Genomic DNA, 15,465 nt, shown 5'->3' on the forward strand with positions numbered 1-15,465 from the left:
CAGGCGCTAAGAACGGGCAACAAACAAGCCTAATTCCCGGTCGGCTTTGATTCCGCGCTGTTGCCCTGCGCCAGCTTCATGCCGCTGAGGCCACTGGTATAGCGGGCCACACCCTTGTAGATGGACTCGGCGATACGCTCGCGGTAGTCGCCCTGGCGAAGCTGTGCAGCATCCTTCGGATTGGTCACAAACGAGATCTCAGTCAGGATCGACGGCATGTTCGCACCAATCAGTACGACGAACGGAGCCTTCTTGATGCCGCGGTTCTTCAGACCGTCATTGCCCTTCTGCAGGCCTCCGTACAGCGACTGCTCCACATCGAAGGCGAACTCGCGCGACTCCTCGATCTTGTCCTTCAGCGTGATCTTCTTCACCAGGTCGCTCAACTGCGAGACCGACTGGTTGGAGACGGCATTCTCGCGCGCGGCCACTTCCAGGGCGTCAGGCTGCGAGGTGAAATTCAGGTAGTAGGTCTCCACGCCGCGCGCTGTCTCATCGCGCGAGCTGTTGGCATGGATGGACAGGAACAGGTCCGCCTGCGCCTTGTTGGCGATGGCCGTGCGCGTCTCCAGCGGAATAAACGTATCGTCGGAACGCGTGTAGACGATCTCCGCGCCAAGCCGCTCATGCAGCAGTTTGCCAAGCCGCAGGGCGACGTCGAGCACGACATCCTTTTCCATCAGCCCATCGACGCCGATGGTGCCGGAGTCGTGTCCGCCGTGGCCTGCGTCAATCACAATGCGGCCAATCTTCAGGCCGAGAGCACGCACCAGCGAGGTCTCCCCGGCGGCGGTCGGCGTTGCCATGTGCCCCAGCGACTCGTCCGCGACAGCAATCTTCTTCCCTTTGCGTGTCTTCTTATCCGTCGGAGGAGCGGGCAGATCGACCGCGGCAACCTCCTTTGAGCGGGTATTGGCGGCAATCGGCTGCGAGGTCGGCGCGGAGGTGGCCTTTACCTTGCCTGGCTGCGCGCTGACCGAAGCAACATCGTGCGTGTTGTTCTGCTGCGTGGCAATGGTGCTGGGCACCGCGGCTACGGGAGCAACGCTCTTCTCCGGAGCGGGCGGTGGCAGATCATCATCGATCAGTGGCTGATCGTTCGACGGCCGGGAGACACCCTGCCGCTCCTCTGCCACAGGCTTGCTGACCACAGGCGACTGCTGCGCCGCAACGGTTTCCGCCGCCGGAGCCTTCCCCTTGGCGCCATGGATATCGATGATCAGACGGTACGGGTTCGGCAACAGAAACGCCGAGTATTCGGTGACGTTGTTCACGTCGAGCACCACGCGGGTGACGTCGTTGGAAAACTGCGCGATGCGGATCTTCTTCAGGAATCCATCGTCGGTGACGGTAAAGTTCTTCCCCACCAACTCCTGCGCCAGCCGTGTGCCGTGCAGGTCAAAGAAGATGCGCTCGGGGCTCGGCACGCGGGCAGCTTCATACTGCACCTCGTCGCCCAGGTCGATGGCCACACGCGTGTAGTCCGGCGTTGACCAGTGGCGAATGCCGCTGACCTGTGCCAGCGCGCCCTTCCTGCGGGGCATGGGAGTTGTGGAAACCGGCTGCAGCTTCTGCGAGACCGCATCCACCGCCGCGGTAGAAGGCAGCGGGCGGATAGGCGATCCTGAGGCTGCACCAGAGGTCAGTGGCATGGCCGGCAGCCGTGACGACTCCGCCTGTGCCTGCCGGGGTGCAGGCGCTGGAGTCTCTACCGGAGCCGGTGCCGCACTGGCCACCAGCGTCTGCTTTGTGGCGGTACGGCCTCCGCTCTTCAGCGCGGCCAGACCCGCCTGCGCGTCCTTTGCCTCACTGGAACGCGGATAGCGGTGCACCACCTCGTCATACTTCTGCTTGGCCAGCTTCGTGTCCTGCAGGTCGTTCTGCGCGATGATGCCTTCGGCCAGCAGCGCCGGAATGCGCAACGACGAGCCGGGATACTGCTTGCGCAGGAACTCAAACTGCCCCAGCGCCGCCTCGGACGACCGGGCGTCGTTCAGGCTGCGGCCCTGCTCGGCCAGCAGCTCTCCCACCGTGAAGATGGCCGCCGGTGCGTGCATATCGCCGGGATTGTCGTGATAAATGGCACGGTAGGCTTCGAGCGCACGGGTATACACAGCACGTGAACGCTGCTGCTCCGGCGTGGCCTCAAGCTGTTGACGAAGCTGCTCCGCCTTCTGCCACGGCGACACGATGACCGGTTTCTTCCGCACCGCCGCCAGCGCCAGTGACGAAGCACAAAGAGCGATCACAACTCCGGAGCGGATTGAAGCAGAGACACCCATGCGGCAGCATCGGCCAATTGCCGAAACGCCTTCAGTTTACCGAGCAGTTAACCCTCAAAACGGGGCAAATGCCAGAGCGTACTCGTGTGGTAAATGGGGGTGAGGTTTTTACTGAGCCGGATGCCCCACCCTCGCTGAGCGAGGGCGGGTTTGATTGCAACAAATCCGTGGTGCCCCACCCACCCAGACGTCGTGTGGGTAGGGCACCTGAACTCCTATGCCATCAACGACTTCAACGTCTCCGCAGACGAAGCAATCGCCGCGTCGAGCGCTGAGGCGTCTGTGCCGCCGGCCTCTGCCAGGTCAGGACGTCCGCCGCCCTTGCCGCCGACCTTCGCCGCCAGCGCGCCGACCAGCTTGCCCGCGTGCACCTTGCTTCCGGCGATGTCCTTGGTCGCTCCGGCGATCAGCGCGACCTTGCCATCTTCAGTCGCAGTGCCAAGAACAACGACACCGGTGCCGATCTGGTTGCGCAGGTTGTCCACCAGTTCGCGCATCTGGTTCCGGTCCAGACCCGGAACGCGCTGGGCGATCAGCTTGATGCCGTTGACGTCGACCGCATTGTCGCCGGTTACGGCGGATGCAGCCGACTTCATGCGCACCTGGTCCAGCTCGCGCTTCAGCTTCTTCAGTTCCTCTTCCTGCGCGGCAATCTTGTCGCGGAGCGCAACGGCGGGGTCCGCTGCGGTCGACGCGCCCACGATCTGCAAGGCGACCTTGGCCACATCGAAGTCTTTGCGGAACTCGGCCAGCGATCCGGTGCCGGAGACAGCTTCAACCCGCCGAACACCTGACGACACAGAGCCTTCGCCCACCAGCTTCAGCAGGCCAATCTCACCGGTGGCGCCGGTGTGAATGCCGCCGCAGAGCTCGGTGGAGAAGTCGCCGATCTTGATGACGCGCACCAGGTCACCGTACTTCTCCCCAAACAGCGCCATCGCTTTCAGGTCGTTGATCGCCTCGTCGATGGGCACGTCTTCGAAGACCTGCACCTTCGTGTTTTTCAGCACCTGCTCGTTGACGATGGACTCGACCTGCTCCAACTCTTCGTCGGCCACCTGCGAGAAGTGGGAGAAGTCAAAGCGCAGCCGCTGGGCGTTGTTCAGCGAGCCGGCCTGCTTCACATGCGTTCCCAGGACTTCTCTAAGAGCGGCTTGCAGCAGGTGCGTTCCGGTGTGGTTGCGGACGATGGCAGCGCGGTTCACGTCGTCCACCACGGCATCGAGACGGTCGCCCACGGCGATAGGCCGCTTCACCAGCACCTTGTGCGCGAAGATGCCCTGTACCGGCTTGGTGCATCCGCGTACCTCAGCCAGAGCGGAGGTGTGGTCCGTCGGGAAGAGCCAGCCGGTATCGCCCACCTGTCCGCCGGAGTCGGCGTAGAAGCTGGTCTTGTCGAGCACGACCTCGCCTTCATCGCCGGGAAGGAGTTCGGGAACGCCGACGCCGTCTTTGATCAGGGCGAGCACTTCTGCGCCGTCTGCGCGGGTATCGCGGTAGCCGAGGAAGTCGGTCTTCGGCAGTTCGCGATAGACGGGCGATGCGGTCTTCTGGGAGCCGCCTTTCCAGGAGGCGCGGGCGCGGGCTTGCTCTTCTTCTTTAGAGCGCTCGAAGCTACCTGTATCAAATAACAGGCCCATATCCCTCGCGGCATCTTCCATGAAATCGAGGGGCATGCCGAAAGTTTCGTAGAGGAAAAAGGCGTCCTTGCCATCCAGCTTGCCTACATGAGTTGAATCCTTGAGATATTCACCGATTGGCTTGTAGAGCTTCGGAATCACAGCGGAAGGATTCGAATCGTATGTTTTCCAATCATCGTCGAGGCTTCCGCTGTTCCCGTAAGTAGCTTCATAAGCCTTTTGGTACTTGAGCAAGTTCTCCTGATCAAAGCGAACATCTGCGACTGCCTTCGCCATTGCGTTATGCAGGATCTGATCGAGTTCCCGGCTTCCAATCTGGATGGTTCGCGCGAACTGCTGCTCTTCCTGCAAGACGACCTTCGCGATGCGATCCGCTGCTTCATGCAGTTCGGGATAAGCGACTCCCATCTCATCCCGCACCGCGAAGACCATCTGGTGCATGAAGGGTTGTTCCTGTCCGAGCAGGCGACCGTGGCGGATGCCGCGGCGCATGATCTTGCGCAGCACATAGCCGCGGCCTTCATTCGCGGGCAGCACGCCGTCGTTGATCAGGAAGGTCGCAGCACGCGAGTGGTCAGCGATGATGCGCAGGGAAGCACTGGAAAGACGTTGTTCAATGCGCTGTCTATCTTCGAATGCAGGATCGGGATCAAGAGCAACGTTTGCAGAAAAGCGAGGCTCGTAAGTGTATTGAAAATTCGTTAATTCTGCGGCCTTTGCAATCAGCGGCGTGAAGAGGTCGGTCTCGTAGTTGGAGAGCTTTCCCTGTAGGACAGCCGAGATGCGTTCGAGGCCCATGCCGGTGTCGATGGACGGCTTCGGCAGCGGAGTCAGCGTACCGTCGCTGGCGCGGTCGAACTGCATGAAAACCAGGTTCCAGATTTCGACGTAGCGCTGGTCATCCTGAGGGAAGGGCTTGTCCTCGCCGGATTCGCTGGCTTCGAGGCCGAGGTCGTAGAAGATCTCGCTGCAGGGGCCGCAGGGGCCGGTCTCGCCCATTTGCCAGAAGTTGTCCTTGGCGCCCATCTCGAAGATGCGGTCCTTGGGAACGCCGGTGGCGATCCAGAACTCTTCCGCCTCGTTATCGCGGGGGACGGAGCCTTCGCCCGCGAAGATGGTGACATACAGCTTGTCCTTGGGGATGGCGTACCACTCCGGGCTGGTCAGAAGCTCCCACGCGTAGGCGATGGCGTCCTTCTTGAAGTAGTCGCCAAAGCTGAAGTTGCCCAGCATCTCAAAGAAGGTGTGGTGGCGGCGGGTAAAGCCAACGTTCTCCAGGTCGTTATGCTTGCCGCCCGCGCGGACGCACTTCTGGCTGGTGGTGGCGCGCGAGTAGTCGCGCTTTTCCGCGCCAAGGAAGACGTCCTTGAACTGGTTCATGCCCGCGTTGGTAAACAGCAGGGTCGGGTCGTTGGCAGGCACCAGCGACGACGAATGAACGCGGCGGTGCTGTTTGGTCTCGAAAAAGCGAAGAAAATCCTCGCGAATCTGGCTTCCGGAACGGTATTGCATAAGGTACTTAAAGTTTAGCAGTGCAAGCCGTCTGCACCTGCCTCTCGCCTCCAGGAACGGCTTCCGTCCCGGCCCCGAGGATTTCTGTTGCGCCGCGGAGTGGCGCCTGCAACACTAACCCCAACAAATCCTTATTACTGTTCCGTCCGTTCCCCAGCGGACATGCCGCCATGGATATCAATACCCTGTTTTTCGTGCAGTCGAGCCTGTTGTTCCTGTTCGGCTTCACCATGCTGATCAATTCGATGGCGAATCCGGGCCTGCGCGGGGCGTATTGGTTTGTCGCGTCCAACTTTGCCGGGGGCACCGCCCTGGCGCTGCAGGGTTCGCGGGAGCACCTGCCGGTAGCCGTCGGCATCGTGCTGTCCAACCTGTTGTTTGTCGTCGAACTTGTCTGCCTGAACCGCGCCGTCACCAGCTTTCTGGGCCGCATGCAGCAGATGTGGATGGCCGTGCTCGGTGTGTGCCTGCTGGGCCTGGTTGGGGTGGTGTATTTTTCCGCGCTGTACCCGAATATCCCGGTGCGCGTTGCGGTTATCTCCGCCATGATGTCGCTGCCCTCGCTGATGACCGCCTGGGTTCTCTTCGGCCCGGCGGAACCGGGCGTGCGGACAGCCGCGCGCCTGCTGGGTGGCGTATTCCTGTTCTTTGCCGCCGTCAACTCGGTACGCGGATACATGGTCTACCGCTACCACGTGCCCAGCTTCTACTTCATCTGGCTGGACCTGGTGGTGATCGCCGGCATCGCCTTCTGCTTCATCTGGATGTCAGCCGCACAGCTTCGGGGCGACCTGGAAAAGCTGGCCATGACCGATCCTTTGACCGGCGTGCTGAACCGCCGCGCCATTGAGATCGAGGTGCTGCGCCTGCTGCAGACCGCTGCCCGCAACGGCGGCACCATCTCCGCCATCATGCTCGACATGGACCACTTCAAAGGCATTAACGATCACTTTGGCCACCACGCCGGCGACCTGGCCCTGCGCACCGTGGCCGACGCCCTGCGCCACTCCGTTCGCGCAACCGATGTACTGGCCCGCCTGGGTGGCGATGAGTTCATGGTCGTACTGCCGGAGACGCCGCAATCGACCGCCAACGCCATCGCCGAGCGCATCCGCACCGAGATCTCTGAACTGAAGGTGCGCGCCGAGGAGCATGAGTTCGAGGTCCGCGTCTCGGTCGGCGTCACCACGCTGGCAGGACAACTGGTGGCCCTGGAAGAGCTGATCAAGCTCTCGGATCGCGCTCTTTACGCCGCCAAAGCCGCCGGCCGCAATCGCGTTGTGCCGTCGTCTGAGATTGAGCCCTTTCTGCTGGCGTAGCCGCCCGCGGAAAGGCAGGTCTCTCCACTCCGCGCTGCGCGCTCGGGTCGAGATGACAATCTCTTATACGCTCAGAACTCTAATCCACCATCTCCCAGATCCGCGCCAGATGATGGTCGTCATGCTCCGCGACAAAGTAGAGGTGGTCTGCCAGCGACATAGGCACCTTCATGCGCGGATGCACGATGCTCCGCGTCCACGCCGCTGCATCGAGTTCCGCCACGCGATGTAATAGCTTTGCCCGCTCCGCGCGAAAGGCGGCCACAATCGTTTCCTGCGGCTGCCCGTTGTACTCCGCCTCGTCGGTCGCGCGATTAGCCAGGTCGGTCGGCGTCAGCTCCTGGCTGCCGCGCACAAAGTCTTCGACGCGCTCCAGCCACAGCGGCTCAAGCTGCAGCATGTGCCCTGCCTGCTCCTGCGCGGACCACTTGCCTTCCGGCTTATGGAACAGCACCTCGCGACGGATGCCACGCATGCTCTCTTCCACACGCGCGGGAGCCCCCCGCAGACGCGACAACAGGTTGGGGACCAACTCTACCGGATAGCCAAATGCAAACGTCCGCTCAAACCAAACCGTGACCTTGCTCATGCCCAACAGTGTGAAGCATGTGCTGGTGATTCCTCTATCGTTATAAGCAGAATCATCCCGCGCATAAGGCCGCTATGGGGCCCAGGTCCAACCTTCCATGGTGTGCAGAGGATCTTTGGGGCGTGGCAGGTGTGGGAACTCCGCGCGCCGTTCCACCATCACCATCATGCTGACCAGCGCATCGAAGGCATCTTCGCCCGCGCGCGCTGTCTGCAGCACACCACGCGGCAGGGCGGCATAGGCAGGGTCTTCCTTGCGCTTGCGCAGCAGGTACTCCGCGCGCTTCTCCGGGTTCGACTTATGCACCGGCCCGGTGTTCAGACGTGAGTACATCTCCACCACCAGCGGCAGGTTCGGCTTGTCGAAGGGCCATACAGAGAAACCCGCATCCCGCAACGCCAGCAATACCGCCATCCCCCGCAGCGAGGCCGTGCCAACCGAACCCGAGCCGCCGATCTGGAAGACCGACTTTGGCGTAATGCCCTTCACCCGCAGCGCACGCTCCTCTTCCGGGATATGTGCGATCAACTTGCAGTCGATGTCGGTGGCCCGCAGCATGCGATGCAATTGTTCGCCGCTGAACTCCGCCGGGCGCTTGTGCGGCTTGCCCCAGAAGCGGCGGTCTTCGCAGGCGCGCGAGAGCCAGCGTTCACCGTGCTCTTCCGTCACCATCCGCCAGAATGCAGGCGCCGTCTTCGCACCCATCTCCGCCAGGAACCATGCGGGAAAGCTGAAGCAGAAATCGAAGCCGACAACCAGCGAGGGGTTCTTCTTTGCAAGCGCAATCAGCCACTCGGCTGTCTCCATGCGCGTGCGGCCGTTGGTGAGTGTGACTTTGCCATTGTTCCAGTGCGCGGCGTAGATGTGGCGACGCTGGCCAGCTGTGTCGATGCGGCCCGACCAGTCAATAGCAACGACCTGTTGCGGCAGCGAAGCAGATTTCTCCGCTTCGCTGCAAAATGACAAAGAGAGATCACCTGACTGCTGCTTTTCCTGTTTGTCACCCAGAAGGAATCTGTTTTTTGTCTTGAGGGCCATTACTCTTCAACTTCTTGGATGCTTTCCACCTCGGAAAGCACCTCGTCGCTGGCCTTTAGCTCTTTCAGAGCCGCGAAGATGGTTCCCATGGAGAAGCCCGCCGTCGCCAGACGCCGCACAATACGCGCGGCCTCTTTCTCGTTGGTGGGAGGCTTCAGACGCTTCTTGCGCAGATGTTCGCGCGCCAGGTCCAGCTCCTTCACGTCTTCAAAGGCCGTGGTGAGCGTGCTCTCAATCAGCGGCTGCGCCACACCCTTGTTGCGCAGATCATTCGCGATGCGGCGCTTGCCAAAGGCCTGGTTCTCCTGCCGCAGACGCGTAAAGTCGGCGGCAAAACGCGGGTCAGAGAGGTACTTCATCTCTTCCAGCCGCGCGATCACGCGTGTGATTTTCGCTTCGCCCTCGGCGTTGTCTTCCACGCGCATCTTCAGCCGCTTGCGCAGCTCGGACACGGTGAGCATGCGGCGGCCAAGAGCTCCGGCCGCGTAGTCCAGCAGCTCAGTCTCGGTCAGCGGTTCGCGCGGTTTGGGTTTTCGAAAGGGCATCGATGTCGTCTTTGTTTTCCCTGCTTGTCATCCCGTAGGGGTCTACTTCTTTTCGGATCGAACCATCCAACTACTTCGCGTACGCGTTTGTGTGTGTCCACTGGTCGCACCAGTCGTTCACCGTCTTGTACCAGAGCTGCGAGTTCTGCGGCTTCAGTACCCAGTGGCCTTCATCGGGGAAGTAGAGCATCTTGCTGGGCACCTTCAGCCGCTGCAGTGCGGTGAAGAGCTGGAAGCCCTCGCTCACGTCCAGGCGGTAGTCCTTCTGCCCGTGGATAACCAGCGTCGGTGTTTTTGCCTTGCCGATGTTCAGCATGGGCGACCACTTGCGGAAGGGGTCCTGCGCCGCGGGTAGCGAGGCATACTTCCACGGCTGACCCGGCTCCTTCGCGCCGAGCTGGCGGAACTCCCACTCGTTGAACCACATCTCTTCCGTCGAGCCGTAGGCGCTCTGCGGGTTGTACATGCCGTCGTGCGTCACAATGCAGGCGAAGCGGTTGGTGTGCGTCAGAATCCAGTTGGCCATAAAGCCGCCGTAGCTTGCGCCAAGAGCGCATTCGCGCGTCTTGTCGATGAACGGGAAGTGCGCTTCGGCGTAGTCGAGGCCCTTCATCAGGTCAACGTAGGGCTTGCCGCCCCAGTCGCCGTTGACGCCGTCGATGAATGCCTGCCCGTAGCCGGTGGAGCCACGCGGGTTGATCATCACGACAACGTAGCCGTTGGCGGCGAAGAGTTCCGGATTCCAGCGATAGCTCCACGCGTCGCCCCAAGCGCCCTGCGGGCCGCCGTGGATGAGGAACTTCAGCGGGTATTTCTTATTGGGATCGAAGTTCGGTGGGCGGATGAGGAAGCCTTGAACTTTGGTGCCGTTGGCACCGGCAAAAGTAAAGGGTTCCATCCCGGGTAAATCGAGGCTGTCGAGAATCCGATCATTCAGGTGAGTAATAGGACTGCCGCCGACCGTTTTACCAGCGAGCGGTCCGGCGTCCGACACAGATGCTGGAATCTGGACCTCTGGACGTACCTGCTTTTCCAGAGATATAGCAAAGACATGCGACGGCTCCCGAACAGTCATATTGGAGGCAATCACCTTTTCACCACCAGGTGTCACATGCAGGTCGCTTAGTTCCCCCGTCGGCGAAAGCATGGTTACGTAGAAAGCAGGCGTCTCTTCGTTTATTCCAATCGACTGAAGGAATTCACCACCATGTGTTCCTGACGCAAAGTAGATGTGTTGAGAATTGGGTGCCCATATAAACTCATCCACCCATCCGTCAAACTTCGGCAACAAATCCTTCGTCGTCTTCTTCTCTCGGTCATACAGCATCAACCGGAACTTATCCGACTCATACCCCGCCCGTGCCTGCGAGCGAAACGCGAGATACTTCCCATCTGGTGAATACGCTGGAGCATCATCGCTTCCCGGAGAAGTCGTAATCTTTACCGGCTTAGGGCTCGCTGCTGTCAGGTCCAGCGTGTAGATGTCGTTGTTCGTGCTGGCCGCGGGAGTCTCATCCATGTTCACGACGTAAGCGAATTCTTTGCTATCTGGAGAGAACGCATACCCCATTGGTCCGCCGAGCGAGAACGTCGGCGCGATGTGGTCCTTGATATCGCGCACCGGCGTCAGGTCGCGCATCTGTTTGCCGTCTGCGCTGACCAGCAGGATGTGCGAACGCTTCTGCCCCTGGTAGTGGTCCCAGTGGCGATACAACAATCCATCAAAGATCTGAGCCTTCACCGGACTCTTTGCCGCGGCGTCATCCTTGGCCTTGTTACAGGCATCGTCCACCGCGCCGTTTTGCGCACACTCGGGATAGACGTCGCTGACGAAGGCAATCGACTTGGAGTCAGGCGACCAGATGGCTCCGTCCGTCTCAGTCGAGAGGCTGGTCAGACGCTTCGCCGTTCCCAGCGTTCCGTCGGCCTCATTCCATGGCGCCAGATAGATCTGCTGGCTGCCCTCCATGCTTGAGAGGAAGAGCACCTGCTTTCCATCCGGGGAGAAGCGACCTCCGGTCTCGCCATCTTTCGTAGCGGTCACCGCCTGCTCCTTCGCGCTGCCATCCACCGGAACGGTGTACAGGTGCGTGGTCTTCCTGTTCGCCGCCAGGTCCACGCTGGTCACCGAGAAGAGCACCCATTTGCCCGAAGGCGAGACCTGTGGGTCGCCGACCCGCTTGATCTTCTGCAGGTCTTCAAAGGTCATGGGGTGTTTGGCGGAGTTACCCGCCTGCCCGAAGGCCGCGACGGCCGCCGTCAGCGCGATGGCACTGCTCAGAAAAATCGCTCGCATAAGGCATCCAGTCTAAACCCGCATGCGCAACCCGTCCTCTGCATAAAGGTTGCGCGAAACACCCTGCGCGAAACTGCGTTTGACCTTCACGTAAGGCGGAGGTTACCGCATATGAATACGATCTCGAAGGCAACGAAGTGGATGGGCGGAGCGGCCATGGCGGCCGTGATGTTCTTCGGTCTCTCGCACAAGGCTGAGGCGCAGCATGTCTCGTTTGGCGTGCAGATCGGCGGCCCGGTGGTGGTTGCCCAGCCTGCGTATCCGTATGCCTATGGCTACAGCAATGGTGGCTATTACACCAATGGCTATTACGGCACCAGCTACTATGGCCGCGATGACTGGCGCCGCCGCGAGTATTACGAGCATGAGCGCTGGGAACGCGATCACCGTTACGACTGTGACCACGACCGTGGCTATGGCCGCGACCATGGACGCAACTTCTACAACAACGGTCGCGACTTCGACCACGGACGCCGCTAAACGCTAACCCACAGACCGGGGGCGGACAGTATTCTTCCGCCCCCGGTTTTCCCTCTGAAGTATTTGCTCCAGCAGAACCTAGCGCGGCGACCCGGAACAGGAAAAAAGGTTGCGCGCAACAACAACCGGAAATAACCGTTCAACCAGACGTACGCAGGAGGTGACGCGATGAAAGCTCTCAAGACGATTTCGAAGTGGATGGCAGGTGCGGCGCTGGCCGGCGCTCTGTTGGTGGCGGCCCCGCAGAAAAGTGAAGCCCAGGTAGCGATTGGTGTGCATGTTGGCGGACCCGTTTATGGTGGTCCCGTTTATGCCCGCCCGGTTCCCCGCCCCTATTACCGTCCATACTACCCGGCCTACTACCGTCCGTATGGATATGGCTACTACGGACCTCGTCCGATCTACGTAGCTCCGCGCCCGGTGTATGTGCGCCCGGTACCGCCGCCGTATTACTACCGTCCCGGCGTCAGCTTCGGCGTTCGCATCCGGTAACATTCGGTCTTCATAAAAAATCCCCGCCATGTGGCGGGGATTTTTATTTGCTCCAAACCATCCAGTTATCCAACAAACTGCGCGTCCAGCGTGATCTCGGCGGCGGCCAGAAGGCGGCTGATGGGGCAGTTCTTCTTCGCGCCCTCGGCAAACTCCTGGAACTTGGCGGCGTCGATGCCCGGAACGCTGCCCTTCACCGTCAGCAGGATCTTGTTGACCGTCGGTGCACCATTGACCATGTCCAGCGTGACCTTGGCGGTGGTATCAATGGAGGCAGGCGGATGTCCGGCCTTGTCCAGTTCGGCCGACAGGGCCATGGAATAGCAGCCGGCATGCGCGGCGGCGATCAGCTCTTCCGGGTTGGTGCCAACCTTATTCTCAAAGCGGGTCACGAACGAATACTCCTGCTCCTTCAGCACGCCGCTCTGCGTCGTAATGACGCCGCCACCGGACTTCAGTCCGCCCTTCCATACCGCGGTTGCTGTGCGATCTGCGATTGCCATTGCGTTCTTTCTCCTTGTACCGGGTTAGATGCTGCGATTTCGACTGCGTTGCGTGTATGCTGCTTGCCATGCAGATGCCAGCGGAGCTGCCCCTGGAACCAGACACCCCGGTCACGGAAGACGCAGCCCCGACGGGTGAGCACCACCAAGTGTACTGCCCCACCTGCAGCTCCCGCCTGGAGAGCCGCCGGTGCAAACTGATCTGCCACCAGTGCGGTTATTACATGTCCTGCGCCGATTATTACTGAGGCGAAGGCAGGAGTGTCGCTTCCATTGTCTTCATTTCGATAGACTAGACAGGTCAATTCGCAATGAAGATTCTTACTCACTGGCTCCGTTCGTACCTCCCTGCGATCTCTGTCTCCGACCGTCAACTGGCCGATGACCTGACCCTGCGCGGCATTGCCGTCGAGGGCGTCTTCGACCTGCCCGATGGCAATGGCTCTCTGTTTGAGATGGACATCACCACCAATCGCGTGGATGCGATGAACCACTACGGCGTCGCCCGCGAGGCTGCAGCCATCTACGACGTGCCGCTGCCGACGCTGGACCTGACGCTGCCCACGCCTGCCGCTGGGGATGCCTACCCGGTACGCATTGAAGCTCCTGAGCTGTGCGGACGCTTCACCGCCCGCGTGATTCGTGGCGTAACCATCCAGCCTTCGCAGGGCGAGATTCTTTCGCGCTTTGCCGCTCTGGGGCAGAAGCCGATCTCGAACGCGGTCGACATTACCAACTACACATGGCTGGCGATGGGACATCCCACGCACGTCTTCGATCTGGACAAGATCGAGGGCGCGATCGTTGTCCGCACCGCGCACAAGGGCGAGACGATCAAGCTGCTGGACGGAACGGAAAAGACCATGCTGGGCGACGAGCTGGTGGTCGCCGACGAGAAGAAAGCCCTTGGTCTGGCCGGCGTGATGGGTGGCTGGGACTCGCGCGTCACCGAGGAGACGAAAAACATCCTGGTGGAGGCCGCGTGGTTTGACCCGGCCAGCATCCGTAAGAGCTCGCGCCGCCACGGCCTGCATACCGATGCCTCGCACCGTTTTGAACGCGGTGCCGACCTGGCCGCCGCTGCCGCAGCCAACGCACTGGTCAGCAAACTGATTCTGGAAGTGTGTGGCGGAACATTGCACGGCGAACTGACCGACGTCGTCGTCCCCGCGCAGGAAGCGAAAACCGCGAAGCGCGCTCCGATTGCGCTGGCCGTCAGCGAAGTACAGCGCCTGCTGGGCACCACGACCGACGGCAAGGGCGTTACCGCCGCCGTTGTGGAGCAATACCTGACCGCCCTGGGCTGCGTGCTCGCTCCTACGGGCGAAGGCGCATACGACGTCACGCTGCCCTCATGGCGCCTGGATATCGAGCGCGAGATCGACCTGCTTGAAGAGGTCGCCCGCGTCTACGGCTACAACCGTTTCGCCAATACCCTGCCATCCTTCGCGGGCGGCGTGGTGGAGTTGCCCTACGAAGCCCCCGAGCGCGCCGTGCGGTCCACCCTGCTGGCCGCCGGATTCACCGAGACCATCTCCAGCACCTTCGCCTCCGAGGCCGATTCGGTGACCTTCGCCGGCGGCGGCGTTCCGATGGGAAATCCTCTCAGCGAAGAGGCCGGGAACCTGCGTCCGTCGTTGTTGCCCGGCATGGCCACCATGCTGGCCACCAACCTGAACCGCGATGTCAGCGACGTGCGGCTGTACGAGATGGGAACGCGCTTTACCGGCTCCACTGTGACCATCGTGGAAGAGCCCTCGCTCTCACTGGGTGCAACCGGCGGAGCCAGGGCCACCGCGCTCGTCTCCGAAGCCGATGCGCTGTTCTACGAGTTGAAGGGCGCCCTGGAGAAGCTGTTTGCCCGCTTCCGCGTCTCCGCTCCGGTTTACGCCGCTGCGAACCTGCCCACATGGGTTGAGGCTGGCCGTGGAGCCACCGTCTTCCTGAATGGCCAGGTCGTTGCCGTGATCGGCGAGCTGTCGCAGGCTGAGGCCCAAAAGCGCAAGCTGAAGCAGGCGGTATGGCTGGCGGAGGTCAACCTGGCCAGGTTGTTTGCCTTCCCGCTGCGCACGCCGCTGGCGCATGAGATCTCCCGCTACCAGGCCGTGGAACGCGACTTCTCCTTTGTCTTCCCGGATACGGTGGAGTGGTCGGCTGTGGAAGCCGCCATCCATGGATTGGGTATCGCCGAACTGCTGCGCATTACCCCGGTCGAGATCTTCCGCGACCCGAAGGGCAAGGCCGTGGCCGCCGGACACTATTCGCTGCTGACGCGTGTGCTCTTCCAGTCGCAGGAATGCACCCTGCGCGAGGAAGAGCTTTCCGCCTGGTCTGCGTCGATCATGCAGACACTGGAAACCCTGGGTGGCAAGCTGCGCACATAGCAGGTGCCAAGCAAGGTTCCCCGGATTGTGGATTTCCGGCCGCATATCCACGCACGTCAGGGCTATACTTCGCCCAGAAGAGGTAGATTTTTAACCATGAGCACCACAGCCACCACCGTGAATGTTGACGAATTGCAGGCGCTTGAACAAAAGGTTCTCCGCGCCGTTGAAATCATCCGCAAGGAACGCGAAGAGCGCGCCACGGCGGAAACCAAGGTGGAGCAGCTGAATCTGCAGGTGCAGTCTCTTCAGGAGCAGCTTGAGCTGCAGCAGATGGAGACCTCCGACGTGCAGCAGCAGCTCGACAGCCTGCGTGGCGAGCGTGAGAGCGTGCGCGGACGCATGGAGAAGCTGCTGGAACAGCTGGAAACGCTGTAGGAGGAGA

The 15,465-nt window shown here is 61.2% G+C and carries 12 protein-coding genes; 5 read left to right on the forward strand and 7 right to left on the reverse strand.

Going from position 1 to position 15,465, the window contains the following annotated elements:
- Positions 1-29 precede the first annotated feature (29 nt).
- Both OHL13_RS11150 and alaS read right to left on the reverse strand, forming a co-directional pair.
- Positions 30-2,249, reverse strand: a complete 2,220-nt coding sequence (locus OHL13_RS11150; RefSeq protein ID WP_263410203.1) for an N-acetylmuramoyl-L-alanine amidase — start codon at positions 2,247-2,249, stop codon at positions 30-32.
- A gap of 248 nt (positions 2,250-2,497) precedes the next feature.
- On the reverse strand, positions 2,498-5,434 hold the full coding sequence (gene alaS / locus OHL13_RS11155) for an alanine--tRNA ligase (protein WP_263410204.1): 2,937 nt from the start codon (positions 5,432-5,434) through the stop codon (positions 2,498-2,500).
- 170 nt (positions 5,435-5,604) lie between these two features.
- On the opposite strand from alaS, the gene OHL13_RS11160 reads away from it, so the two are divergent.
- Entirely contained in the window at positions 5,605-6,753 is a 1,149-nt protein-coding gene (locus OHL13_RS11160; RefSeq protein WP_263410205.1) for a GGDEF domain-containing protein, read from the forward strand.
- A 79-nt stretch (positions 6,754-6,832) separates the two neighbouring features.
- On the opposite strand, the gene OHL13_RS11165 is transcribed toward OHL13_RS11160, so the two are convergent.
- The 4 genes from OHL13_RS11165 to OHL13_RS11180 form a co-directional block, all read right to left on the reverse strand.
- Positions 6,833-7,342: a DinB family protein gene (locus OHL13_RS11165; RefSeq protein WP_263410206.1), complete on the reverse strand. Its 510-nt coding sequence runs from the start codon at positions 7,340-7,342 to the stop codon at positions 6,833-6,835.
- 72 nt (positions 7,343-7,414) lie between these two features.
- Positions 7,415-8,308 (reverse strand): hypothetical protein, encoded by an 894-nt coding sequence (locus tag OHL13_RS11170; protein ID WP_263410207.1) that lies wholly within the window; start codon positions 8,306-8,308, stop codon positions 7,415-7,417.
- A 71-nt stretch (positions 8,309-8,379) separates the two neighbouring features.
- Positions 8,380-8,925, reverse strand: coding sequence for a regulatory protein RecX (locus OHL13_RS11175; protein ID WP_263410208.1), 546 nt, complete (start codon positions 8,923-8,925; stop codon positions 8,380-8,382).
- A 70-nt stretch (positions 8,926-8,995) separates the two neighbouring features.
- Positions 8,996-11,221: a S9 family peptidase gene (locus OHL13_RS11180; RefSeq protein WP_263410209.1), complete on the reverse strand. Its 2,226-nt coding sequence runs from the start codon at positions 11,219-11,221 to the stop codon at positions 8,996-8,998.
- Positions 11,222-11,332: 111 nt separating this feature from the next.
- On the opposite strand from OHL13_RS11180, the gene OHL13_RS11185 reads away from it, so the two are divergent.
- Positions 11,333-11,701 carry a hypothetical protein gene (locus tag OHL13_RS11185; RefSeq protein WP_263410210.1) on the forward strand — a complete coding sequence of 123 codons (369 nt, stop codon included), beginning with the start codon at positions 11,333-11,335 and terminating at the stop codon, positions 11,699-11,701.
- A gap of 168 nt (positions 11,702-11,869) precedes the next feature.
- The gene (locus tag OHL13_RS18630; protein ID WP_317889921.1) at positions 11,870-12,193 is read left to right on the forward strand and encodes a hypothetical protein; all 324 of its coding nucleotides are present in this window, start codon (positions 11,870-11,872) and stop codon (positions 12,191-12,193) included.
- A gap of 65 nt (positions 12,194-12,258) precedes the next feature.
- On the opposite strand, the gene OHL13_RS11195 is transcribed toward OHL13_RS18630, so the two are convergent.
- On the reverse strand, positions 12,259-12,696 hold the full coding sequence (locus tag OHL13_RS11195; RefSeq protein ID WP_263410211.1) for an OsmC family protein: 438 nt from the start codon (positions 12,694-12,696) through the stop codon (positions 12,259-12,261).
- 311 nt (positions 12,697-13,007) lie between these two features.
- On the opposite strand from OHL13_RS11195, the gene pheT reads away from it, so the two are divergent.
- Both pheT and OHL13_RS11205 read left to right on the forward strand, forming a co-directional pair.
- The gene (gene pheT / locus OHL13_RS11200) at positions 13,008-15,080 is read left to right on the forward strand and encodes a phenylalanine--tRNA ligase subunit beta (protein WP_263410212.1); all 2,073 of its coding nucleotides are present in this window, start codon (positions 13,008-13,010) and stop codon (positions 15,078-15,080) included.
- Between the two features lie 96 nt (positions 15,081-15,176).
- Entirely contained in the window at positions 15,177-15,458 is a 282-nt protein-coding gene (locus tag OHL13_RS11205) for a hypothetical protein (RefSeq protein ID WP_263410213.1), read from the forward strand.
- The last annotated feature ends 7 nt before the right edge of the window (positions 15,459-15,465 follow it).

It is taken from the genome of Terriglobus tenax, from assembly GCF_025685395.1.
In the GTDB taxonomy this organism is placed as follows: domain Bacteria; phylum Acidobacteriota; class Terriglobia; order Terriglobales; family Acidobacteriaceae; genus Terriglobus; species Terriglobus tenax.